Origin of the sequence: Micromonospora sp. DT231, from assembly GCF_049847025.1 — a bacterium.
In the GTDB taxonomy this organism is placed as follows: domain Bacteria; phylum Actinomycetota; class Actinomycetes; order Mycobacteriales; family Micromonosporaceae; genus Micromonospora.
The window spans coordinates 62,267-85,029 of sequence record NZ_JBNCNO010000021.1 but is presented as its reverse complement, the minus strand read 5'-3'; the positions used below and the strand labels follow the sequence as shown (position 1 = coordinate 85,029).

At 72.0% G+C, this 22,763-nt stretch carries 20 protein-coding genes; 7 read left to right on the top strand and 13 right to left on the bottom strand.

What is annotated here, in order from left to right; genetic code table 11:
* Positions 1-9: 9 nt before the first annotated feature.
* The 7 genes from ACPXBU_RS33845 to ACPXBU_RS33815 form a co-directional block, all read right to left on the bottom strand.
* Positions 10-690, bottom strand: a complete 681-nt coding sequence (locus ACPXBU_RS33845) for a response regulator (protein WP_393365956.1) — start codon at positions 688-690, stop codon at positions 10-12.
* A complete protein-coding gene (locus ACPXBU_RS33840; protein ID WP_425761272.1) occupies positions 687-3,236 on the bottom strand; it encodes a DUF4118 domain-containing protein in 2,550 nt (849 codons plus the stop codon). Before ACPXBU_RS33840 ends, ACPXBU_RS33845 begins: the two co-directional genes overlap by 4 nt.
* Positions 3,237-3,310: 74 nt before the next feature.
* Positions 3,311-4,192: a potassium-transporting ATPase subunit C gene (locus tag ACPXBU_RS33835; RefSeq protein WP_425761271.1), complete on the bottom strand. Its 882-nt coding sequence runs from the start codon at positions 4,190-4,192 to the stop codon at positions 3,311-3,313.
* On the bottom strand, positions 4,192-6,387 hold the full coding sequence (gene kdpB, locus ACPXBU_RS33830; protein WP_425761270.1) for a potassium-transporting ATPase subunit KdpB: 2,196 nt from the start codon (positions 6,385-6,387) through the stop codon (positions 4,192-4,194). Before kdpB ends, ACPXBU_RS33835 begins: the two co-directional genes overlap by 1 nt.
* A 20-nt stretch (positions 6,388-6,407) precedes the next feature.
* A complete protein-coding gene (kdpA, locus tag ACPXBU_RS33825) occupies positions 6,408-8,063 on the bottom strand; it encodes a potassium-transporting ATPase subunit KdpA (protein ID WP_425761269.1) in 1,656 nt (551 codons plus the stop codon).
* Complete coding sequence (kdpF, locus tag ACPXBU_RS33820; RefSeq protein ID WP_393365946.1) at positions 8,063-8,152, bottom strand: K(+)-transporting ATPase subunit F; 90 nt, start codon at positions 8,150-8,152, stop codon at positions 8,063-8,065. The genes kdpA and kdpF overlap by 1 nt, the downstream gene beginning before the upstream one ends.
* A gap of 445 nt (positions 8,153-8,597) precedes the next feature.
* Positions 8,598-9,638, bottom strand: a complete 1,041-nt coding sequence (locus tag ACPXBU_RS33815; RefSeq protein WP_393365944.1) for a TRM11 family SAM-dependent methyltransferase — start codon at positions 9,636-9,638, stop codon at positions 8,598-8,600.
* A gap of 72 nt (positions 9,639-9,710) precedes the next feature.
* Between ACPXBU_RS33815 and ACPXBU_RS33810 the strand changes: the two genes are divergently transcribed.
* A complete protein-coding gene (locus ACPXBU_RS33810; RefSeq protein WP_425761268.1) occupies positions 9,711-10,691 on the top strand; it encodes a zf-HC2 domain-containing protein in 981 nt (326 codons plus the stop codon).
* A 46-nt stretch (positions 10,692-10,737) separates the two neighbouring features.
* Here the strand turns inward: ACPXBU_RS33810 and ACPXBU_RS33805 are convergent, their stop codons facing one another.
* The 4 genes from ACPXBU_RS33805 to ACPXBU_RS33790 form a co-directional block, all read right to left on the bottom strand.
* Positions 10,738-11,334 carry a CGNR zinc finger domain-containing protein gene (locus ACPXBU_RS33805; RefSeq protein ID WP_393365941.1) on the bottom strand — a complete coding sequence of 199 codons (597 nt, stop codon included), beginning with the start codon at positions 11,332-11,334 and terminating at the stop codon, positions 10,738-10,740.
* Between the two features lie 46 nt (positions 11,335-11,380).
* Entirely contained in the window at positions 11,381-12,160 is a 780-nt protein-coding gene (locus ACPXBU_RS33800; RefSeq protein WP_425761267.1) for an MBL fold metallo-hydrolase, read from the bottom strand.
* A gap of 315 nt (positions 12,161-12,475) precedes the next feature.
* Positions 12,476-13,120: a TetR/AcrR family transcriptional regulator gene (locus tag ACPXBU_RS33795; RefSeq protein WP_393365937.1), complete on the bottom strand. Its 645-nt coding sequence runs from the start codon at positions 13,118-13,120 to the stop codon at positions 12,476-12,478.
* Between the two features lie 155 nt (positions 13,121-13,275).
* Entirely contained in the window at positions 13,276-13,674 is a 399-nt protein-coding gene (locus tag ACPXBU_RS33790) for a VOC family protein (protein WP_393365936.1), read from the bottom strand.
* A 99-nt stretch (positions 13,675-13,773) separates the two neighbouring features.
* On the opposite strand from ACPXBU_RS33790, the gene ACPXBU_RS33785 reads away from it, so the two are divergent.
* The 6 genes from ACPXBU_RS33785 (at position 13,774) to ACPXBU_RS33760 (ending at position 21,167) form a co-directional block, all read left to right on the top strand.
* On the top strand, positions 13,774-14,751 hold the full coding sequence (locus ACPXBU_RS33785; protein WP_425761266.1) for a helix-turn-helix transcriptional regulator: 978 nt from the start codon (positions 13,774-13,776) through the stop codon (positions 14,749-14,751).
* 170 nt (positions 14,752-14,921) lie between these two features.
* Positions 14,922-16,088, top strand: a complete 1,167-nt coding sequence (locus tag ACPXBU_RS33780; protein ID WP_393365932.1) for an acyl-CoA dehydrogenase family protein — start codon at positions 14,922-14,924, stop codon at positions 16,086-16,088.
* Complete coding sequence (locus ACPXBU_RS33775) at positions 16,078-17,292, top strand: acetyl-CoA C-acetyltransferase (protein WP_425761265.1); 1,215 nt, start codon at positions 16,078-16,080, stop codon at positions 17,290-17,292. The genes ACPXBU_RS33780 and ACPXBU_RS33775 overlap by 11 nt, the downstream gene beginning before the upstream one ends.
* A 14-nt stretch (positions 17,293-17,306) precedes the next feature.
* The gene (locus ACPXBU_RS33770; protein ID WP_425761264.1) at positions 17,307-19,463 is read left to right on the top strand and encodes a 3-hydroxyacyl-CoA dehydrogenase NAD-binding domain-containing protein; all 2,157 of its coding nucleotides are present in this window, start codon (positions 17,307-17,309) and stop codon (positions 19,461-19,463) included.
* A gap of 230 nt (positions 19,464-19,693) precedes the next feature.
* Positions 19,694-20,791: a CaiB/BaiF CoA transferase family protein gene (locus ACPXBU_RS33765; protein ID WP_393365926.1), complete on the top strand. Its 1,098-nt coding sequence runs from the start codon at positions 19,694-19,696 to the stop codon at positions 20,789-20,791.
* An 88-nt stretch (positions 20,792-20,879) separates the two neighbouring features.
* Positions 20,880-21,167: a hypothetical protein gene (locus ACPXBU_RS33760; protein ID WP_425761263.1), complete on the top strand. Its 288-nt coding sequence runs from the start codon at positions 20,880-20,882 to the stop codon at positions 21,165-21,167.
* Here ACPXBU_RS33760 and ACPXBU_RS33755 read toward each other — a convergent pair whose 3' ends face one another.
* Positions 21,168-22,022 carry a cytochrome c oxidase assembly protein gene (locus ACPXBU_RS33755; RefSeq protein ID WP_425761262.1) on the bottom strand — a complete coding sequence of 285 codons (855 nt, stop codon included), beginning with the start codon at positions 22,020-22,022 and terminating at the stop codon, positions 21,168-21,170.
* Complete coding sequence (locus tag ACPXBU_RS33750; RefSeq protein WP_393365922.1) at positions 22,019-22,501, bottom strand: DUF2243 domain-containing protein; 483 nt, start codon at positions 22,499-22,501, stop codon at positions 22,019-22,021. The genes ACPXBU_RS33755 and ACPXBU_RS33750 overlap by 4 nt, the downstream gene beginning before the upstream one ends.
* Between the last annotated feature and the right edge of the window lie 262 nt (positions 22,502-22,763).

Below are 22,763 nucleotides of genomic sequence, written 5' to 3'. Positions count from 1 at the left end.
GTCAACGGGTCAGGGGCGGTAGCGGTAGCCCATTCCCGGCTCGGTGACGAGGTGCCGGGGGCGCGCCGGGTCGTCCTCCAGCTTGCGCCGCAGCTGGGCCAGGTACTGCCGCAGGTAGTTGGTCTCGTTCAGGTATTCCGGACCCCACACGTCCTGGAGGAGCTGACGTTGGCTGACCAGCTTGCCGGGGTGGCGCAGCAGCTTCTCCAGCACGCTCCACTGGATGGGGGTCAGCTTGACCTCGGAGCCGTCGTCGTGCCGTACGCGGTGGTCGGCCAGGTCCACGGTGTGCTGGCCGATCCGCAGCGCCGGCACCGCCTCGCTGGGGCCGCCGAGGCGGCGGGTGACGGCGCGGATGCGGGCCAGCAGCTCCTCCACCCCGAACGGTTTGGTGACGTAGTCGTCCGCGCCGGCGTCGAGGGCGGCGACCTTGTCCGCACTGCCGGCCCGACCGGAGAGCACGATGATCGGCACGCTGGTCCAGCCGCGCAGGCCGCGGATCACCTCCACCCCGTCGATGTCGGGCAGGCCGAGATCCAGCACCACCAGGTCGGGCGGGTGGCTGGCGGCGGCCTTCAACGCGGCGGCCCCGGTGTCGGCGACGTCCACGTCGTAGCGGCGGGCACGCAGGTTGATCCGCAGGGCGCGCAGGATCTGCGGTTCGTCGTCGACGACCAGGATGCGCGTCATTCCTGCGACCCCTCCGAGCGGGTGGGCGCGGCGGGTAGCCGCAGCACCATGGTGAGCCCACCGCCGGGGGTGGTCTCCGGGGTGATGCTGCCACCCATCGCCTCGGCCAACCCCCGGGACAGGGCGAGCCCGAGGCCGACGCCTGTCTGGTTGTCCCGGTCACCGAGGCGTTGGAACGGCAGGAAGACGTGCTCCCACTGGTCCTCGGGAATGCCCGGCCCCCGGTCGATCACCCGCAGCTCGACCTGGCCGGCGTGCGCGCTCGCGGTGATGGTGGGCGGCTGGCCGGGCGGGCTGTACCGCAGCGCGTTGGCGACGATGTTGACCAGCACCCGTTCCAGCAGGCCGGGGTCGGCGGTGGCGGCCGGCAGGTCGGCCGGGATGTCCGTGCCGACGGTCGCGGCCGCCGGGCCCAGTTCGTCCAACGCCAGGGGTACGGCGTCCTCCAGGCCGATCGCGGTGGCCGTGATGCCGAGGACGCCGGCCTGGAGTCGGCTCATGTCCAGCAGGTTGCCGACCAGCCGGGCGAGCCGGTCCAGCGACTCCTCGGCGGTCTCCAGCAACTCCTCCCGATCGGACTCGTCGAACTCGATGTCGTGGCTGCGCAGGCTTGTCACCGCCGCCTTCGCCGACGCCAGCGGCGTACGCAGGTCGTGGCTGACCGCGGCGAGCAGCGCGGTGCGCATCCGGTCCGCGGCGGCCAGCGGCCGGGCGGTGGCGGCCTCCTCGGCGAGCCGTTCCTGGCGCAGCGCGACGGCGGCCTGGGCGGCGAACGCCTCCACGATGCGCCGGTCGGCGGCCTCCAGCCGTCGGCCGCTGAGCACGACGGTGATCCGCTCGTCGACGGGTACCGCCGTCTCGCCACCGTCGGGCGTGCAGGCCGGCTGCTCGCCGACGCTCGCCACGACGCACCAGGCGTGCTCCTCGCGGGCCCGCTCCGGGCGCCCGCTGGCCTCCTCGGCCAACTCCAGCACGCTCACCGCGCGCAGCCCGAAGGTCTCCCGGAGCTGGTCGAGCAGGGCCGGCAGGGGGCGTTCGCCGCGCAGCACGCCACCGGCGACGGCGGCGAGGGTCTGCGCGTCGGCGGCGGCCCGCGCGGCCTCCCGGGTGCGCCGGGCGGCCACGTCCACGATCCAGCTCACGGCCAGCGCCACGCCGACGAAGACGGCGAGCGCGAGCAGGTTGTCCGCCTCGGCGATGGTGAGCGTCCGGTACGGCGGGGTGAAGAACCAGTTGAGCAGCAGCGACCCGCCGAGCGCGGCGACCAGGGCGGGCCACACCCCGCCGACGAGCGCGACCCCGACGACCCCGGCGAGGAACAGCAGGATGTCGTTGGTGAGCGTCAGGTCGGGCAGCGCCTTGAGCAGCAGGGTGAGCAGCGGCATGCCCAGCGCGGACAGGCCGAAGCCGAGCAGTCGGCGACGCCGGGACAACGCCGCCGGCACGGCTGCCGCCCGACGACCCTTCCCGGCCTGCCGGTGGGTGACCAGGTGCACGTCGATCGAGCCGGAGAGCGCGGTGGTGGTGACCCCGACGCCCCGGGCGAAGATCTGCGCGAGGCGACCACGCCGGCTGGCGCCGAGCACCAACTGGGTGGCGTTCACGCCCTGGGCGAAGTCCAGCAGCGCGGCCGGCACGTCGGTGCCGAGCACCTGGTGGTACGTGCCGCCCAGGCTCTCCACGAGCACTCGTTGGCGGGCCAGTTGGGCCGGGTCGGCCCCGGCCAGGCCGTCGCTGCGGGCCACATGCACGGCGAGCAGGTCGGCGCCCTTGCTGCGGGCCGCGACCCGGGCGGCCCGACGGATCAGCGTCTCGCCCTCCGGGCCACCGGTCAGCGCCACCACGACCCGTTCCCGGGCCTCCCAGGTGGCGGCGATGCCCTGCTGGCTGCGGTAGCGGTCGAGCTGCTCGTCGACCTTGTCGGCAAGCCAGAGCAGCGCCAGCTCGCGCAGCGCGGTGAGGTTGCCGACCCGGAAGTAGTTGCCCAGCGCGGCGTCGATCTTGTCGGGTCGGTAGATGTTTCCGTGCGCCATCCGCCGACGCAGCGCCTCCGGGGTCATGTCGACGAGCTCGACCTGCTCGGCGGCGCGGACGATCTCGTCCGGCACGGTCTCCCGCTGGGTGGTGCCGGTGATCTGGGCGACGACGTCGTTCACCGACTCCAGGTGCTGCACGTTGACCGTGGACAGCACGTCGATCCCCGCGTCGAGCAGCTCCTGGACGTCCTGCCAGCGCTTGTCGTGCCGGGAACCTGGCACGTTCGTGTGCGCCAACTCGTCGATGATCGCGATCTCGGGCCGACGGGCCAGCACCGCGTCCAGGTCCATCTCGGTGAACTCGGCGCCCCGGTAGTCCATCGTGCGTCGGGGCACCTGTTCCAGGTCGCCGAGCATCGCGGCCGTCTGCTGGCGGCCGTGGGTCTCCACGAAGCCGATCACCACGTCGGTGCCGCGCGCGGCCCGCCGCTGGGCCTCCTCCAACATGGCGTACGTCTTGCCGACGCCGGGGGCGGCCCCGAGATAGATGCGCAGTTCTCCGCGTGGCACGGGACCCATCCTCCCTGGTCAGGTCAGCGGGCGGGGCCGCGCCCGGTCGGCTCGGCCCCGCCCGCGGTGTGTGCTCAGCGCGCGGCGAACCGCTTGTCGAGGGCGAGGTTGAGCTCCAGCACGTTGACGCCGGGCTCACCCATGAACCCGAGCCCCCGCCCGCCGGTGTGCTCCTCGACCAGCTCGCGGACCGCCGCCGGGTCCGCGCCGCGCTCGCGCGCGACCCGGTTCACCTGCAACTCGGCGTACGCCGGGCTGATCTGCGGGTCGAGGCCGCTGGCGCTGGCGGTGACCGCGTCGGCGGGCACCGCCGGGTCGGCGGGCGCGTCGCCACGGATCGGGGTGACCACCCCACCGAGGGCCACGTAGTCCTCGCCGGGCTGGGCCAACTCCACCGCAACCCCCTCATAAGAGGTGACGAACGGCGTGGCCGGGGCGGCCTGGTTGACGCTCACCACCCGGGTGACCCGGCCGGTCAGACCGTCGGCGCGGAAGACCGCCAGCACGGCGCCCACCCCGTCGTCGGTGCAGTACGGGCGTCGGCCGTCGACGCCGTTCAGCTCGCCGACAGCCTTGCTGCGCCCGCAGACCTGAGTCAGCAGGCTCTCGCTGGACTCCTCCGGGTCGGTGGCGATGGTGTCGACGACGCTCTCCGGGCCCAGGTTGCTGGCGGACGTGGACGTCGGGTCGTAGCCGTCGCCGGCGGCCGAGGGGCGGGACTGGAAGTAGCGGGCGACGGGGTTGCCGTCCGCGTCGGTGAAGGGCTGGCCGATCAGCGCGCTGCCGACGGTGTTCCCGCCCGCGGTGATCAGCGAGCCGTCGGCCCTGTGGTGGAGGCCGGGTAGCTGACCGAGCGCGACCAGCGCCAGCGGGTAGACCAGGCCGAGCAGCACGGTGAAGACGAGCACGGCGCGCAGCGCGGCGAGGTGTTGGGCGATCCAGGTGGGTAGACGCATCACGAAATCCCCGGGATGAACTGGATGAGCAGGTCGATGAGCTTGATCCCGATGAACGGCACGATGATGCCGCCCAGTCCGTAGACCAGCAGGTTGCGGCCGAGCAGCTTCGACGCGGCGGCCGGCCGGTACCGCACGCCCCGCAGGGCGAGCGGGATCAGCGCGATGATCACCAGGGCGTTGAAGATGACGGCGGACAGGATCGCCGACTCCGGGCTGGACAGCCGCATGATGTTCAGCGCGTCCAGGCTCGGGTAGAGGCCGGCGAACATGGCCGGGATGATCGCGAAGTACTTCGCGATGTCGTTGGCGATGCTGAACGTGGTCAGCGCGCCCCGGGTGATCAGCAACTGCTTGCCGATCTCCACGATCTCGATCAGTTTGGTCGGGTCGGAGTCGAGGTCGACCATGTTGCCGGCCTCCTTGGCGGCCGACGTACCGGTGTTCATGGCCACCCCGACGTCGGCCTGGGCGAGGGCCGGCGCGTCGTTGGTGCCGTCACCTGTCATCGCGACCAGCCGACCGCCCTCCTGCTCCCGCCTGATCAGCGCGAGCTTGTCCTCAGGCGTCGCCTCGGCCAGGAAGTCGTCCACCCCGGCCTCGTCGGCGATCGCCTTCGCGGTGCGCGGGTTGTCGCCGGTGATCATCACGGTCCGGATGCCCATCCGGCGCATCTCGTCGAACCGCTCCCGCATGCCGGACTTGACCACGTCCTTGAGGTGGATGACGCCCAGGGCGCGGGCGGGTTCACCGTCGACGTGCTCGGCGACCACGAGCGGGGTGCCGCCGGTGCCGCTTATCGCGTCCACGATCTCGCCGACCTGCTCGGTCGGGTGGCCGCCGTTCTCCCGTACCCACGTCATCACCGCGGCGGCGGCGCCCTTGCGGACCCGGCGGGCCGCGCCCACCGCGCCGCCGTCCACGCTGCCGTCCGGGGTCAGGTCGACGCCGCTCATCCGGGTCTGCGCGGTGAACGGTACGAACGTGGCGTGCGGCATCACGCCGGGCTCCCGCTCGCGCAGCCCGAACTCGTTCTTCGCCAGGACCACCACCGAGCGCCCCTCCGGGGTCTCGTCGGCCAGGCTGGACAGTTGCGCGGCGTCGGCAAGCGCCGCAGGGTCGACCCCCTCGACCGGGACGAACTCGGCAGCCTGCCGGTTGCCCAGCGTGATGGTGCCCGTCTTGTCGAGCAGCAGGGTGTTGACGTCGCCGGCCGCCTCGACGGCCCGGCCGCTCATGGCCAGCACGTTGCGCTGCACCAGCCGGTCCATGCCGGCGATGCCGATGGCGGAGAGCAGCGCGCCGATGGTGGTGGGGATCAGGCAGACCAGCAGCGAGATCAGCACCACCCCGGTGACGCCGGAGCCGGTGATCGCGCCGCTGTCCGGTGCGGCCGCCTGGTACGCCTTGGAGAAGATGGCAAGCGGTTGGAGCGTGACAACGGCCAGCAGGAAGATCACGGTGAGCGCGGCGAGCAGGATGTTCAGCGCGATCTCGTTCGGCGTCTTCTGCCGGTTGGCGCCCTCGACAAGGGCGATCATCCGGTCGATGAAGCTCTCACCGGGCTTCTGGGTGATCTTCACGATGATCCGGTCGGAGAGCACCTTGGTGCCACCGGTGACCGCGCTGCGGTCACCGCCGGACTCCCGGATGACCGGGGCCGACTCGCCGGTGATGGCCGACTCGTCGACGCTGGCGATGCCCTCGACGATGTCGCCGTCGCCCGGGATGATGCCGCCCGCCTCGACGAGCACGACGTCGCCCTGGCGCAGCTCCGGCGCGGGCACCGCCTCGTCGCGGTAGGTGTTGGCCCGCGCGCCCGGCTTCCAGTCGACCAGCCGGGTGGCGATGGTGTCCTTCTTCGCCTGGCGCAGCGTCGCGGCCTGGGCCTTGCCCCGGCCCTCGGCGACCGCCTCGGCCAGGTTGGCGAAGACCACCGTCAGCCAGAGCCAGATGGTGATGGCCCAGGCGAACACCGACGGGTCGAGCACCGCCAGGACCGTGGTGAAGGCCGCGCCGACCTCGACGATCAGCATCACCGGGTTGCGCCACAGCGTGCTGGGGTTGAGCTTGCGTACCGCGTCCGGCAGGGACCTGATGAGCTGCTGGGGGTCGAGCAGGCCCCCGCCGATCCGGTTGCCCTGGGTGGCGGGCGTGCCGGGGAGTTGCTCTGTGGGGGCGGACGTGACGGACATGTCCTCGTTCCTCATGATGGTCAGAGCCCCTCTGCCAGCGGACCGAGCGCGAGCGCGGGCAGGAAGGTCAGCGCGACGAGGACCACCGTGACGCCGACGACCATGCCGATGAACAGCGGTCGGTGGGTCGGCAGGGTGCCCTCGGACGCGGGGGTGGGTGCCTGGCGGGCCAGCGAGCCGGCCAAGGCGAGCACGAAGATCAGCGGTAGGAACCGGCCCAACAGCATGCACAACCCGAGCGCGGTGTTCCACCAGGCCGTGCTGACCGTGATGCCGGCGAAGGCCGAGCCGTTGTTGTTGCTGGCCGAGGTGAACGCGTACAGCACCTCGGAGAGGCCGTGCGGGCCGACGTTGAGCGCCGTGGAGTTGTTGCCGGTGCCGAACGCGGCAGCCGTGCCGACGAGCACCAGGATCGGCGTGATCAGGAAATAGAGCGAGGCGAACTTGATCTCGCGCGACCCGATCTTCTTGCCCAGGTACTCGGGAGTGCGGCCGACCATCAGCCCGGCCACGAAGACCGTGATCACCGCGAGGATGAGCAGGCCGTACAGCCCCGAACCGGTGCCGCCCGGCGCGACCTCGCCGAGCATCATGTTGACCATCGTCATCATGCCGCCGAGCGAGGTGAACGAGTCGTGGAACGAGTTCACCGCACCGGTCGAGGTGAGCGTGGTGGCGGCGGCGAAGGTGGCCGAGTTCGACACGTCGAACCGCACCTCCTTGCCCTCCATCGCCGCGCCGACCGCCTGCGGCACCGTGCCGTGGCCGGCCAACTCGAAGATGTTGGTGATGGCGACGCTCGCGAACGCGAGGATGCCCATCACCGCGGCGATGGCGTAGCCCTGCCGGTTCTGCCCGACCATCCGGCCGAAGACCCGGGGAAGACTGAACGGAATCAGGAGGATCAGGAAGATCTCCAGCCAGTTCGTCCAGGTGGTGGGGTTCTCGAACGGGTGCGCGCTGTTGACGTTGTAGAAGCCGCCACCGTTGGTGCCCAGCTCCTTGATCACTTCCTGGCTGGCGACCGGACCACCGGTGATGGTCTGGGATCCGCCGGTCAGCGTGCTCACGTCGGTGCCACCGGAGAGGTTCTGCACCACGCCGCCGATCATCAGCGCGATGGCGCCGAGCACGGCGATCGGCAGCAGGATCCGCAGCACGATCCGGGTCAGGTCGACCCAGAAGTTGCCGAGCTGCCCGGTCCGGCTCCGGGCGAAGCCGCGTACCAGGGCCACCGCCACCGCGATGCCGACCGCCGCCGAGACGAAGTTCTGCACGGCCAGGCCGGCCATCTGCACCAGGTGGCCCATCGTCGACTCACCCGAGTACGACTGCCAGTTGGTGTTCGTCACGAACGAGACGGCGGTGTTCCACGCGCCGTGCGGCACCACCGGGTCGAAGCCCAACGACAGCCACAGGTGGTTCTGCACCCGCTGGAAGAGGTACAGGAACAGGATCGAGACCGCGGAGAACGCCAGCACGCTGCGGGCGTACACGCCCCAGGTCTGCTCGGCGGCCGGGTTGACCCCGACCAGCCGGAAGACTCCCCGCTCGACCCGGGACTGCTTCGTGCCGGCGACCGCCCGGAACATGTAGTCGCCGAACGGCTTGTAGACGGCGACGAGGGCCGCCACCAGCGTCACGATGAAGATGACGCCCGCTGTTGTCATGGTCATCAGAAGCGCTCCGGAAACAGCAGGGCGAACACCAGGAACGCGCCCAGGCCGATCGCGAGCACCAGACCGACGGCGTTTACCGCGTTCACAGCTTCTCCACCGCCCGGACCACAAGGGCGAGCACTGCGAACAGCACCACCGTCAGGACCACGAACACCACGTCAGACACGCTGACTCCTCAGCCGGAAAGGTTCGTCGCGACCGCCTTCCGGTCGCGCCGGGCAATCAAAGCCCCACCACCCGCCGGACGGCAGGGGTCATAACGCGACCATGACGGGGCCGAACCCTTTCTTGACGTGGTTTTCACACCCGCCCACTGAACAGGTGAAATGCGGCACAGACTCTCGCTGGGTCCGCGAGGTCAAGGCCGGCTGCCCGCCCTTTGCTCTGCACCCGCGGAGGCGACAGACACGGTCCGTAGCTGGCGCCTCCGCGGGTGCAGAGCAAAGGACATACGAGAGAGACCATGCGCGACCCGGATGGGCGGCGCGTGGCGCGGGCGGTGGCCTGGCTCAGGCCGGGCGGTGGGCCGGGTCAGGCCGGGCGGCGGGCCACCAGCACGTCGCGCATGATCGACTGGTCGACCCGGTGCCGCAGCGCGCGGTAGGGCTCCTCGTCGACCACGGTCAGGCCGGCGTCGGCCAACGCCGCCGCCGCGTCCTCGCGGCTGGCGACGTGGGTGTTCCACGAGATACCGAGCGCACCGCCGGGACGCAGCAGCCGCGCCCAGACCGGCGCGGCGTCCGCGAGCAACGCCAGCGGGTCGCGGGTCAGGCCCTTGTCGGCGGTACGACTGCCGTGCTGCACGCCGTACGGTGCGTCCGCGACGACCAGGTCGACGGTCTCCGGGCGGAAGAACTCCGCCGAGCGGGCCGTGTCGGCGTTGACCACGTCCAGCAGTTGGGTCTGGCCGGACTTGTGCTCCTCGCGGGTCGGCGCCAACTCGATCCGCACCCGCCGGCCGACCACCTTGCGTTCGCGCCGCACCGGCCCCGACTCCAGCACCCGGTGCTTGACCCGCTTCTGCTTCAGCCAGGTGGTGATGAACGCCCGGTACGCCTCGACGTCCTTCTGGTCGCGCTCGATGCCGGCGGCGTCGAACCCGTACATCAGGGCCTGGTTGAGGGTCGTACCCCGGCCGCAGAGCGGGTCGAGCACCCGGAACCGCCGACTGGTCAGCTCGCCGGCCCAGTCCGAGGCGAGCAGCGTGACGTTGAGCAGCAGCTTGGTGAACTGCTCGTTGGTCTTGCCCGGGTACTTCTGGATGGTGAGCAGGTCGTCGTCGTAGCGGTCCAGTCGGCTCCACTCGATCGGCCGCAGCAGCTCACCGACGATCTCGAACAGCGCGTACCCGGCGGAGAGATTGCCCAGGACGGCCAGGTCCCGCTCGGTCAGCCCGTCCCCGGTGAAGGTGACGTAGGACGCCCCTCCGACGACCTCGGTGTCCAGCTCGCCGATCTGGCCGTCGAGCGCCGAGCGGCCGAAGATCTCCAGCTCGGCCCGGGTCAGGTCGACGGCGGAGCGGGCGTACACCCGGTTGGTGGCGGGCAGGATCAGCAGGCCGTAGCGCGTCATGATCCGGCGAGTATTCCACAACCCGACCGGGTCGCCGGGAACCGGAGCGGCTCTCGGAGCGACTACCGGTACATGGGGTGTGAGCAGTGGCGGGAGGTCCTGTCCGCGCAGCTGGACGGGGAGGAGACCGCCGCCGAGCTGGCGGCGGTGCAGGGACACCTCGACGGGTGTGCCGAGTGCCGGGCCTGGTTCACGGCGGCGGCGGCGGTGACACGTCGGGTTCGTACCCGATTGGTGGCTGATGTGCCCGACCGGACCGCGGCGATCCTGGCCGCCGTCGCGGCGGAACCGGCCCGTCGGCCGTGGTGGCGGCGCGCTGGTTCGGTCGCGCGCGGCGGGTCGGTCGCCGGGCTGCGCGCGGCGCTCGGGCGCGCTGGGTCGGTGGCCGGGCTACGCGCGGCGTTCGGGCGCGCTGGGTCGGTCGCCGGGCTGCGCGCGGCGTTCGGGCGCGGCACGCTGGTCGCCGGGCTCCGCGCGGCGCTCGGGCTGCTCGGCGCGGTGCAACTGGTGCTCGGCCTGGCCCAGGTGGGCCGAGGCGCGACCGCCGATCACCTGCACCCGTCCGGCCAGCACCTGTGGCACGAGTCGGCCGCGTGGAACGTGGCGGTGGGTGCCGGCTTCCTCTTCGTGGCGGTCCGCCGTAGCCCTCCGGCCGGGCTGCTGCCGATGCTCAGCGCGTTCGTCGGCACGTTGCTGCTGCTCTCGGTAAACGACCTGGCCACCGGATCGGTGGGCGGGGAGCGGCTGGTCAGTCACGGGTTCCTGGTGGTCGGCTACCTGATCACCGTGCTGCTGTCCCGGCCCGGCCTGCGCCCCGGTGGACCTTCGCCGCAGCGGCAGCCAGCGCCGTCACGCTGGCGGTTCGGCACCGACGAGGTGGACCGGCCGCTGCGGGTGGTCCGCACCGAGTCGTACCCGGCGCAGGCCGCCGACCGATTCGCGGCTCCGGCGGCGCGAGCTGATCATGCCGCCGCGGCGGCGCGTGCCGACCTCCCGGCCGCGGCGGCGCGTGCCGACCGCGGTGGGCGGGCCGGCGGACGCCGCGCCGCCTGATCGCCGGCGGCGTCGACTGGCGCGTCGCCAGCCCGGCGCGAGCAGGTCAGTCCGCCTGCCGCAGGCGTGCGCGGTGGGCGCGCAGGTTGCTCGGGTACCCGCAGACGCGGACGGAGTGCCAGACGCCGCTGTTGTTCCGGGACCTGTCGTAGAACGCCACCTGGCAGCGCGGATTGCGGCAGGTCTTGATCCGACGCACGGTGTCGGCGAGTTGCGCCTCGAACAGCGTCGCGAGCACGAGCGAGATCAGCAGCTCCGCCCCGACCCCGGCGGGGTCGAGCTGGACGGACCCGTTCCGGTCGAGTCGCAGCGTGGCACCGGCGGAACGCAGCCCGGTCGGGGGCGGATCCTCGGCGGCGGGCTGTCCCGCTTCCGCTGCAACGTGGACCCGGGAGTGGATCTCGTCCCGCAGGTCGTCGCGAAAGATCCGTAGCGCCCGGAGTCCCGCCGCGTCGAGGGCGACGTCGGGCGCCGGCCGCCCGGTGGCCGCCGACCACCGGGCGGCGGCAGCGTGCGCCCACGCCGTGGCGCTGGGCAACTCGTCGAGGAGATCCGGCTGCCGTGGCGCCCCGGCCGAGATCGTGTTGAGCAGATCCTGGACCAGCCCGAGGCCGCCGGGAGCCTGGTCCAGGTCGTATCTCACGGTGGCGGGCCACGGCGTGGGGTGCGGTGCCGAGGGCATGATCAGATCACTTACCGATCAGGCCGAGCGCCCCGTACCACGCCGGTCCCGGGTTGACCCAGTCCGGGTAGAGGCTCGTCAGTTCGTCGAAGAACTCTCGGGCTGTCGACTTCTCGGCCAACAGCCGCTCCACGTCGAGCAGGTACCGCCGGGTCTCGTCGATGCTTGCCGGATCGTCGGGCCGGTCCCGGTTCTTGTGGCCGGCGACGACCGCACGGGGTGCGAGCGCCTCGACGCGATCGAGAGCTTTCAGCCATTCCCGTAGGCCGCCATCGACGGTCTCCAGGAGGTACTGGTGGACGCCGTTGTAGACGACGTCACCGGCCACCACGAGACCGATCGACGGCACATGCAGAACTGTGGTCTGGTCGGTGTCGGTGTGCCCGGTCTCGACCGGCTGGACGAGATTGCCCTCCAGCAGGAACCCCTCGGCCGGCACTGGCACGGCGACGACAGGCGTTTCCGGGATCAGGCCGGGGAAGACCTTGTCGAACAACTCGCTCCGCCCGACGGTGGCCTGCTGGTGCATGACCTCGATGGTCCCGGGTGTGGCGTAGCTGACGGCGTCGGGGAAGCGCTTGAGCAGCTCACCGGTGCCGAACCAGTGGTCGCCGTGACCGTGGGTGGCGTAGATGTGGGTCAGCCGCCTGCCCGACTGTGCGATCCAGTCGCCCACCTTCGCGATCTGCTCGTGGGTGAACGGCGGGTCCACCAGGAGCGCCTCCTCGGCTCCGAAGATCAAGGTGGACGAGATCGGGTTCCAGTGGATCCGCGATCCGTCCGGCATGCGCTGGTCCCCCGCCCGTACCGGGCCGTCCGAGACGAGAACCTCATAAGATAGGGCAGACGTGGTCATAAGTCCTCCTCGGCGTAGGGGTCGCGGCACCTCCCGACCACTGAAATAACCGTAACGCCGATACCTATTGCATGACCGCTGTTCTCCCGTGCTCCGCGTCACCCACAAGCCGGATACGCGATCCCGGGTTCCCCCGTCTCGTCGGGCTGACATCGGGGGCCGTGGGCTGCGAAGAGCGCTGACAGCTGCCGGTGGAGCCGGCGTCGCGGCGGCGCGACCATCCCGCCCAGAGCGGGATCGGGCAGCTCAAGCGGGCGGCGCTGGCCGGGTCGGGGCGGCGATGGCCTGCGGGATGACCTGTTCGACGATTGTCAGCAGGGTGGTGGCGAGCAGCAGGTGCACCTGGGCACGTGTCAACGCGCCGCGCTGGAGCCACTCCCGGGCGGTCGACGTGGCCAGCCCGCCGTACGCGCGGACCATGGCACGCAACTCCTCCCGGTGCTCGGCCTCGCCGGCCAGGCCGACGGCGACGAGCATGCGGTCCGCGGCGACCTCCTCGGCTTCGGCGAGCACCCGTTCCACGTCCGCGTCGCCGCCCATCCCCCGGGCGGTGACGGCGGCCAGCCAGGAGGTGCTGTGCCGGGACACCACGTCGAGGAACCAGGAGACGCTGGCGTCGACCCGGGTGCGCAGGTCGCCCTTGGGCAACCGTTCGAGGGCGACCTCCGGGATTGTCACCATGACCCGGACGACCTCCAGGTAGAGGTCCTTCTTCGCACCGAAGTAGTGGTTGACGAGGCCCCGGGCGACACCCGCCTCCCGGGCGACGTCGGTGGTCGACACGTCCGCGTACGGGCGCTCGCCGAACAGCCGGACCGCGCAGGCCAGGATCTGGCCGCGCCGGGCGTCCGGCTCCAGCCGGCGGCGGCGCGGAGCCGTCTCGACACTCATCTGCCCGACCCTAGCGGCAGCCGCCCCCCTCACCTTGATCAAGCGATGAGAAGTAGGTAAAGGGCAGCCGCGAGTCCTACTTTTCATCACTTGATCAAGAGGTGCCGCAGGTTGGACATCTCGCTGGTTGCTGAGCCATGGCTGCGTCAACCTGGTCAGCGGCCGAACTTCGCGATCGCGTCGGGGGTCACCGGGGTGAAGAAGTTGACCAGGTTGCCGTCGGGGTCACGGAAGAGCAGGGCTCGGTTACCCCAGGGCATGGTCATGGGCTCGTTCACGAAGTCCTCCACCACGAGTTGCAGCTTCTCGTAGAGCGCGTCCACGTCTGCCACGAGGAACTCGATGATCACGGTGTGGTTGTCGGCCGGGCGGGCCGACCCTGGCGCGAACAGCGGGACGGTGCGGGTACTGCCGATCGCCAGCGTGCCGTGGGCGGTACGCAACTCGGCGAAGTCCTCGTTGCCCCAGGCCGCCTGCACGCCCGTGATCTTCTCGTAGAAGCCGACCAGGCGGTTGATGTCGCCGGTGATGATGCGGATCGATACGAAATCCATGCCTTCTCCCTGCTCAGTACGGTTGGTGCCGGTCTGTCGTCAGCACGCTAACCCGAATACTGGACAGATCTGGTCCAGTATTCGAGGTAGGTTCAGACCGTGGCACGGCCGACAGCCCAGGTGCTCGCACTGCTGGGGCTCCTACAGTCCGGCGGCGTCCGGACGATGGCCGAGCTTGCCGAGCGCCTCGGTGTCGAACCACGCACGGTGCGGCGCTACGTGAGTCACCTGGTCGACCTCGACGTGCCGGTGGAGTCGGTGCGCGGTCGCTACGGCGGGTATCGGCTCGCCGCCGGCTATCGTCTGCCGCCGCTGATGTTCAGCGACGACGAAGCCCTGGCCGTCCTGCTCGGCCTGGTTGCCGGCCGCCGTGCCGGGCTGTCGACGGCGACCGGTACGGCGGGCGAGACCGCCGCCGCGAAAATCCGGCGCGTCCTGCCGTCGCGGATCGCGGACCGGCTGGACGCCGTACTCCAGTCCCTCGCCTTCACCACCGAACCCGGCGACTTGCCCGCGCCGCGGACGGACGTACTGCTCACGGTCGCCGAGGCGGTCCGCCAGCACCGGCCGATCTCACTCCAGTACACCTCGCGCAACGGCAGGCGTAGCGTCCGCACGCTGCATCCGTTCGGGCTGGTCAACCATGCGGGCCGGTGGTATGTCACCGGAGCCGATCCGGATATCGGTGCGGATCGGACCCTTCGGCTCGACCGCATCGCGGACGCGAGAACGCTGCCCGGCTCGTTCGAGCCGCCCGCCGGGAACGATCCCGCGGGGCAGCTCCTCGCCTCGATGGCACAGGCGCCGTACCAGCATGCGGTGTCGCTGCGGATACAAGGAACACGTGAGCAGATCCGCAGGCGGCTACCGGCCAGCATCGCCGAGGTGCGAGAGGGTGCGGACGAAGGCTGGCAGGGCGTCGAGATCCGGGCGGAGAGTCTCGACTGGTTACCCGGTGTGCTCGCCACACTCGACCTGCCGTTCGTCATCGAACGCCCCGACGAACTCCGCGACCGTGTCGTCGCACTCGCCGAGCGGTTGGCGGCCTCCGGACGACGTGAGTCGACCCGCGGCTAGTCGCCCGTGGCACTGGCGGGCTGCGGACATCTGCCCTTCGCGGACGACCCGGAAGGACGACCCGGAAGGGCGACCCGGAAGGGCGACCCGGAAGGGCGACCCGGACGCTTGTGCCGGCTGCGGACCACGACTTATTGACATGCTGCCAACAGGGCGCGAGGGTGGTGGACATGCCGACGCCCCCGCTCGACGGTTCTCCCTCAGTCTGGCGTGAGCCGGAGCACGACGACCTCGCCGACCTGGCCCGCAGCTTCTTCACCAAGGAGGTGCTGCCGCACGCCGACCGATTGCTGGCGCAGGGGCATCCGGACCGGGAGCACTACCGCCGCGCCGGTGAGCTGGGGCTGCTGGGACTGTCCGTTCCGGAGGAGTACGGCGGCGGAGGCGGCCGGTTCACCCACGAGGCGGTGCTGCTGCACGAGCAGGCGTACACCGGAGAGAGCAGCCTGGGGTTGGCCGTCCACAGTGGCATCGTCACCGGCTACCTGGTCGCGTACGGCAGCGAGGAGCAGAAGCGGCGGTGGCTGCCCGGCCTGTGCAGCGGTGAACTCGTCGGCGCGATCGCGATGACCGAGCCGGACGGCGGCTCCGATCTCCAGGCGATGCGTACCCGGGCGGTCCGCGACGGGGACGACTACCTGATCACCGGTGCGAAGACGTTCATCACAAACGGTGGCCTGGCCGACCTGATCATCGTGGCCGCGAAGACCGATCCCGAGCAGCGGGCGGCGGGTGTCTCGCTGCTGGTCTGCGAGGTCGGCGGCGATCCGGAGGGCTTCCGTCGGGGCCGGCTGCTGTCCAAGATCGGGCTGCACGCCAACGACACCGCCGAGTTGTTCTTCGACGAGTTGCGGGTGCCGGCGGCCAACCTGCTCGGCGACGCCGAAGGGTTGGGCTTCATCCAGCTCATGCAGCAGCTTCCGCAGGAACGGCTGGTCATCGGCGTCGGCGCGGTCGCGGCCATGGAACGGGCCGTCGAGTTGACAGTCGCGTACGCCAAGCAGCGCACCGCCTTCGGCAAGACGCTGATGGGCCACCAGAACACCCGGATGGTGCTCGCCGAGTGCGCCACCCGCGCCCGGGTCAGCCGGGTCTTCCTGGACGACTGCATCGTCCGGCACACGCGCGGCGACCTGGACGTGGCGACCGCGGCGATGGCGAAGTCGTGGCTCACCGACGGGCAGTGCGAGGTCGTCGACAGGTGTCTCCAGATCTTCGGCGGCTACGGCTACACGACGGAGTATCCGATCGCCCAGATGTACGCCGACGCCCGCGTCCAGAAGATCTACGGCGGCACCAACGAGATCATGAAGGAGTTGATCGCCCGTGCCCTCTGAGGCGTACGTCTACGACGCGGTCCGCACCCCGCGCGGACGCGGCCGGGACGCCGGCGCGCTGCACGGGGTCAAGCCGATCTCGCTTGTGGTCGGCCTGATCGACGCGCTGCGCGAGCGCAACCCCGGCCTGGACGTGGGCCGGCTGGAGGACCTGCTGCTCGGCATCGTGACCCCGGTCGGCGAGCAGGGCGGCGACCTGGCCCGCGCCGCCGCGCTGCTGGCCGGGCTGCCCGACCAGGTGGGCGGGGTGCAGCTCAACCGGTTCTGCGCCTCCGGACTGGAGGCGGTCAACTCGGCCGCCGCGCGGATCCGCTCCGGCTGGGAGCACCTGCTGCTCGCCGGCGGGGTGGAGTCGATGTCCCGGGTGCCGATGGGCGCCGACGGCGCGGCCTGGGCCACCGACCCGCAGACCGCGCTTGCCACGTCGTTCGTGCCGCAGGGCGTCAGCGCCGACCTGATCGCCACCCTGGAGGGGTTCACCCGCGACGACGTGGACGGCTATGCGCTGCGGTCGCAGGAGCGGGCCGCCAAGGCGTGGGCCGGCGGGCACTTCGCCCGCTCGGTGGTCCCGGTACGCGACGGCAACGGGCTGGACATCCTCACGGCCGACGAGCACCCCCGCCCGGAGACCACCCGGGAGGCGCTGGCCCGGCTCACCCCGTCGTTCGCCACGATTGGCGAGTCGGCCGGGTTCGACGCGGTCGCGTTGCAGAAGTTCCACTGGCTGGAGGCCATCGAACACGTCCACCACGCCGGCAACTCGTCCGGCATCGTGGACGGCGCGGCACTTGTGCTGATCGGCTCGGAGTCGGTGGGCCGGGACCTCGGCCTCACCCCGCGCGCCCGGATCGTCAGCGCGGCGGTCAGCGGCGCCGACCCGACGCTGATGCTCACCGGCCCGATCCCGGCCACCCGCAAGGCGCTCGCCGTCGCCGGGCTGACAGTCGACGACATCGACCTGTTCGAGATCAACGAGGCGTTCGCGGCGGTGGTCCTCACGTACGTCCGCGACCTGGGCCTCGACCCGGACCGCGTGAACGTCAACGGCGGCGCGATCGCGCTCGGCCACCCACTCGGCGCGACCGGGGCGATGTTGCTCGGCACGGCGTTGGACGAGTTGGAGCGCCGCGACCTGCGCCGCGCCGTGGTGACCCTCTGCATCGGCGGCGGCATGGGCGTCGCCACGGTTCTCGAGCGCTGCTGACCCGGGGGACGACAATGACAAACACCATCCGGTACGACCGCGACGCCGACGGCATCGTCACGCTCACCCTGGACGACCCCGACCAGTCCGCGAACACCATGAACCGGGCGTACGCCGCGTCCATGAGCGCCGCGCTCGACCGGTTGGAGGCGGAACCCGATCTCGTCGGCGTGATCGTGACCAGCGCCAAGTCCACCTTCTTCGCCGGCGGGGACCTGCCGGCGATGGTCCGCGCGACCCGAGCCGACGCCCCCGAGCTGGCCGAGTTGCTCGGCACCATCAAGCGGGACCTGCGCCGGTTGGAGACGCTGGGCCGACCGGTGGTCGCCGCGATCAACGGCTCGGCGCTCGGCGGTGGCCTGGAGATCGCCCTCGCCTGTCACCACCGGATCGCGCTGGACGCGCCGGACAGCCGGCTCGGGCTGCCCGAGGTGACCCTGGGCCTGCTGCCCGGGGCCGGCGGTGTCACCCGGACGGTACGAATGCTCGGCCTGGCCGCGGCACTGACCACGGTGCTGCTCACCGGTCGCCGGATGCGCCCCGCCGACGCCCTGGCCGCGGGGCTTGTCGACGAGGTGGCCGCCACCCCGGCGGTGCTGCTGGACCGGGCCCGCACCTGGATCGCCGCCAACCCGCACCCGAGCCAGCCGTGGGACCGGCCGGACTACCGGATGCCCGGCGGCACCCCGGCCAGCCGCTCGCTGGCCGCCCAGTTGCCGGCCTTCCCGGCCACCCTGCGCAAGCAGCTCAAGGGTGCCCGGCTGCCCGCGCCCGAGGCGATCCTGGCGACCGCCGTCGAGGGGGCGCAGGTCGACCTGGCGACCGCGTTCACAGTGGAGACCCGGCACCTGATCGGCCTGCTCACCGGGCAGGTCGCCAAGAACATGATCGGCGCCTTCTTCTTCGACCTGAAGGCCGTCAACGGCGGCGCGGCCCGGCCGACCGACGTGGACGCCCCGCCGGTGCGCCGGGTGGCGGTGCTCGGCGCCGGCATGATGGGCGCGGGCATCGCGTACGCCTGCGCCAGCGCCGGGTTGGACGTGGTGGTCAGGGACGTCACGCCGGAGGCCGCCGGCCGGGCGCGGGAGCACGCCGAACGGTTGCTGGCCCGCGCGGTACGCAGGGGCCGCGCGACGGAGGCGGACGCCCGAGCGGTGCTGGGCCGCATCACCACCACCGACCAGGTGGACGCCCTCGCCGGCTGCGACGCGGTGATCGAGGCGGTCTTCGAGGATCCGGCGTTGAAGAGGGCGGTCTTCGCCGAGGTGCTGCCGGTGGTGGCGCCGGGTGCGCTGCTCGCCTCCAACACCTCCACCCTGCCGATCAGCGGACTGGCCGAGGGTGTGGACCGGCCGGCCGACGTCATCGGCATGCACTTCTTCTCCCCGGTGGACCGGATGCCGCTGCTGGAGATCGTGGTCGGCGAGCGGACCAGCGACACCACCCTGGCGCGGGCGTTCGACCTGGGTCGGCGGATCGGCAAGACCCCCATCGTGGTCAACGACGGCCGGGGCTTCTTCACCAGCCGGGTGATCGGTCGGTTCCTGGACGAGGCGGTCGGCATGGTCGCCGAGGGCGTACCGGCCGCGTCGGTGGAGCAGGCCGCGTTGCAGGCCGGCTACCCGACCGGGCCCCTCGCTCTGGCCGACGAGGTCAGTCTCACCCTGATCCAGCGGATCCGCCGCCAGTTCGAGGCCGCCAGCGAGGAGTACCTGCCGCTGCCCGCGCACCGGCTCGTCGACGAGCTCGTCGACGCGTACGACCGGCCGGGGCGTACCGCCGGGCGCGGCTTCTACTCCTACGACGACGGCACCCGGGGCCGGCTGTGGACCGGCCTCACCGACCTGGTCACCGACGCCGGACGGGCGGTGCCGTTCACCGACCTCCAGGAGCGGATGCTCTTCGCCGAGGCGCTGGACGCGCTGCGCTGCATCGACGAGGGGGTGCTGCGCACCGAGACCGACGCCAACATCGGCTCGATCTTCGGCATCGGCTTTCCCGCCTGGACCGGCGGGGTCATCCGCTACGTCCGGCAGTACGCGGGCGGTCCCGCCGGCTTCGCGACCCGGGCCGCCGAGCTGGCCGACCGGTACGGCGACCGGTTCACACCCCCGACCGACCTGGTCGACCGGCTGGCCGCCCGTTCCGGCGAACCGGCAGGCGTCGCGTGACGGGGCCCGCAGCTCCGTCCGAGTCGCCCGCCGACGAGCCTGGCACTGACGGCGGGCCTGGCAGCGGCGGCGAGCCTGCCGGATCGGCGCGCAGCGAATCGGCGAACGGCCATCCGGCGCACAGCGGCTCAGCGCAGGCCGGGCCGGCGCAGGGCGGGCCGGCGCAGGGCGGGCCGGCGCGGGGCAACTCTGCGCGCAGCGGGCCGGCGCGCGGTGGGCCGCTCGCCGGGGTGCGGGTGGTCGAGTTGGCAAGCCTCGCGCCGGCGCCGTTCGGCTGCATGGTGCTCGCCGACCTCGGCGCGGACGTGGTGCGGGTGGACCGGCCGGGCGCCCCGGGTGCGGGGCGGCTGGCCGCGCCGACCGGCGGGCCGTTGCAGCGCGGCCGACGGGTGACCGCGCTGGACCTGAAGTCTCCGGCGGGCGTGGCCGACCTGCTGCGCCTCGCCGAACGGGCGGACGTGCTCGTCGAGGCGTACCGGCCGGGGGTCGCCGAGCGGCTCGGCTTCGGCCCGGAGGTGTGCCAGGCCCGCAACCCCGGGCTGGTGTACGCGCGGATGACCGGCTGGGGACAGGACGGCCCGCTGGCGTCGCGGGCCGGGCACGACATCGACTACATCGCGGTGGCGGGGGCGTTGGAGCCGCTGGGCCGGGCCGGCGAGCGCCCGTACGCGCCGACGAACCTGCTCGCCGACTTCGGCGGGGGCGGCATGCTGCTCGCCGTCGGTGTGTTGGCGGCGCTGCTGGAACGGGAACGTTCCGGCGTCGGCCAGGTGGTCGACGCGGCGATGGTGGACGGGTCGGCGCTGCTCACGTCGTTCCTGCACGGGCTGCTCGGCAGTGGCCTGTGGTCCGCGCCGCGCGGGCACAACATGTTCGACGGGGGAGCGCCGTTCTACGACACGTACGCCACCGCCGACGGTGGATTCATGGCCGTCGGCGCGATGGAACCGGCCTTCTACGCCGTACTCCTCAGCGGCCTCGACCTGGCCGACGACCCGGACCTGCCGGCGCAGTACGACCCGAGCGGCTGGGAGGTGTTGCGCCGGCGCTTCACGGCGCGGTTCGCCGAGCGGACCCGGGACGAGTGGACGGCGGTCTTCAGCGACCTGGACGCCTGCGTCGCGCCGGTGCTCGCCCCGGGCGAGGCGCACACACACCCGCACAACGCCGCGCGGGGCACCTTCGTCGAGGTCGGCGGCGAGATCCAACCGGCCCCGGCGCCCCGCTTCGACCGGACGCCCACCGCCCGACCGGCCCCCGCCCCGGACCCGGAGCGGGACGTCCTGCCCGCGGCGGAGATTCTCGCCACCTGGCCGCGACGGACCTGACGGGTCTGCACGTCCCGGAAAGTGGTGGCACGCTCGGCAGAACCGATCCCGGCCGGGACGGCAGCCACTTCTCAGGGAGTCGACGAGCATGGCCACTGACCTGTGGAAGGGCCACATCAACGGAATTCTCTACGGGATCCAGTTCGAGCAGGTGCTCGACGACTCGGTGGTGGCCTGGGTCGCCCGTGGCGTGGTCGAGGGGCGCTACCCGGGCGACCGGACCGCGACGCTTGACGCGCTGGACGAGGCGCTGCGCTCCGAGGTCCCGCTCAACGACGAGATCGAGACCCGGCACAGCGAGGAGAGCATCCGCACGTTCCTCCAGCACCTCGCCACCGCCCTTCGATCGGGCACCTCCGCACCCCGGCCGCGCTGATCAGGAGCTGTGCGTCACGGCACCGCTCTCCGTCGACGCAACCCTCCTGATCACCGGGCGGCGGCGGTTGTACCACCTCGTGAAGAGGGCCGTGGCGAGCAGGATCTCCGCCAGGTCGCCGCCGTAGTACACGAGCTGGGCGGCGGAGCGGAACGCCTCCGGATCCGGGTTGTCGAGGCCGGGCGGGAGGGTGCCGGCCTGTGCGTACAGGTACTTGGCCAGCACAGCGTGGCCGGCCGCCGCGCCCAGGAGCGCGCCGACCCGTACCGCCAGCCCCGGGCGGCGCGGCGCCGGGTCCGGCCCGGCGAGGGACCAGGCGAAGAGGTAGCCGGCGGCCAGGTAGTGCAGGTGCAGGGCGTGGTGCAGCACGGGTTGCCGCTCGGCCGCCGCGTAGAGCGGGGTGAGCAGCACCAGCGCCAGCCCACCCGTGCTGAGCAGCGCGGCGGTCACCGGGTGCGCGAGCAGGTGCAGCGGGCGGGCGCGCAACAGCCGCCCGACCGCCCGGCGTACCGGCGGCGACGCGACCCGCAGCAGCAGCGTCACCGGGGCGCCGAGCACCAGCCCCAGCGGGGCCAGCATGCCGAGCAGCAGGTGCTGCGCCATATGCCCGCGCGGATCGTCGGGGACCTGGGCCAGCGGCCCGACGGCGACCGCAAGCCCCGCGCATCCGGCCAGCCAGGCGGCGGTCCGCCGATGACCCCAACCCCTCCGGTCGCGCGCGGCGGCCAGCAGGTAGCCGCCGGCCAGCAGCGCGACGGGCAACAGCGGCAGCCAGGACGAGCCGTCCGTCGCGGGCCCACCGTGCGCGAACGGCGGCACGGACCAGGCGGGCGGACCGGGCAGCGGCGCCGTCATCGAGGGCTGTCGCGCGACCCGGCACGCCAGATCAGCAGGGCGCCGGCCAGCAGCAGTGCCGCGCCGGCCACGTTCCACACCACGTCGTACGGCACGAGGTGTACGCCGTAGCGGATCTGGTGCAGCCGAAGGACCTTGTGGTCGATCAGCCCGTCGAAGAGCTGGAACCCGCCGGCGCCGAGCAGGAAGCCACCCCACGCGAGCCCTGTCGACAGGGCGTGTCGGCGGCGGAGGTCGGCGAACCAGAAGAACCCACCGACCAGGGCGATCACCTCGGCGGCGTGCAGCAGCCCGTCCGAGAGCAGCGCCACCGACGGGGTCGACAGGTCGTAGAAGTGGTGCCAGGCCAGCAGTTGGTGGAAGACGATCTCGTCCACCGCGGCCATGATCGCGATGCCGATCAGGACGCCGGCGAGCGCGGAGGAGCGCTCGTCCGGCACGTCGGCGGTGCGCCCACCCGGCAGGCTCGAACCGACCACCACGCACCTCGCATCCGCCAGTCAAGGCCAAAAATACCCCCAACCGTGACGAATCACCGCCACCACGGCCGGCGTGGCGATGCGCCCCGCCAAGGTCCACACGAGTTCGGTGAAATCGGGGTGTCCAGCCCGGCGGGATGCCGCGCTTTCAAGGAACCCGTGTTGATCAAGCACGGCCCGGCGGGTGCGGCGGCGGCAACATCCCCGTTTCGTGCCTTCGGGGCCTCGCGGGGCATGATCATGGAGCTGAGGCGGGTCGGGA

Bases quoted from the DNA above. Each gene is read 5' to 3' on its own strand.
- ACPXBU_RS33845 (WP_393365956.1), bottom strand. From the start codon at position 690: ATGACGCGCATCCTGGTCGTCGACGACGAACCGCAGATCCTGCGCGCC.
- ACPXBU_RS33835 (WP_425761271.1), bottom strand. From the start codon at position 4,192: ATGCGTCTACCCACCTGGATCGCCCAACACCTCGCCGCGCTGCGCGCC.
- kdpB (WP_425761270.1), bottom strand. From the start codon at position 6,387: ATGTCCGTCACGTCCGCCCCCACAGAGCAACTCCCCGGCACGCCCGCC.
- kdpA (WP_425761269.1), bottom strand. From the start codon at position 8,063: ATGACCATGACAACAGCGGGCGTCATCTTCATCGTGACGCTGGTGGCG.
- ACPXBU_RS33815 (WP_393365944.1), bottom strand. From the start codon at position 9,638: ATGACGCGCTACGGCCTGCTGATCCTGCCCGCCACCAACCGGGTGTAC.
- ACPXBU_RS33810 (WP_425761268.1), top strand. From the start codon at position 9,711: ATGGGGTGTGAGCAGTGGCGGGAGGTCCTGTCCGCGCAGCTGGACGGG.
- ACPXBU_RS33800 (WP_425761267.1), bottom strand. From the start codon at position 12,160: ATGCCGGACGGATCGCGGATCCACTGGAACCCGATCTCGTCCACCTTG.
- ACPXBU_RS33795 (WP_393365937.1), bottom strand. From the start codon at position 13,120: ATGAGTGTCGAGACGGCTCCGCGCCGCCGCCGGCTGGAGCCGGACGCC.
- ACPXBU_RS33790 (WP_393365936.1), bottom strand. From the start codon at position 13,674: ATGGATTTCGTATCGATCCGCATCATCACCGGCGACATCAACCGCCTG.
- ACPXBU_RS33780 (WP_393365932.1), top strand. From the start codon at position 14,922: ATGCCGACGCCCCCGCTCGACGGTTCTCCCTCAGTCTGGCGTGAGCCG.
- ACPXBU_RS33770 (WP_425761264.1), top strand. From the start codon at position 17,307: ATGACAAACACCATCCGGTACGACCGCGACGCCGACGGCATCGTCACG.
- ACPXBU_RS33760 (WP_425761263.1), top strand. From the start codon at position 20,880: ATGGCCACTGACCTGTGGAAGGGCCACATCAACGGAATTCTCTACGGG.
- ACPXBU_RS33755 (WP_425761262.1), bottom strand. From the start codon at position 22,022: ATGACGGCGCCGCTGCCCGGTCCGCCCGCCTGGTCCGTGCCGCCGTTC.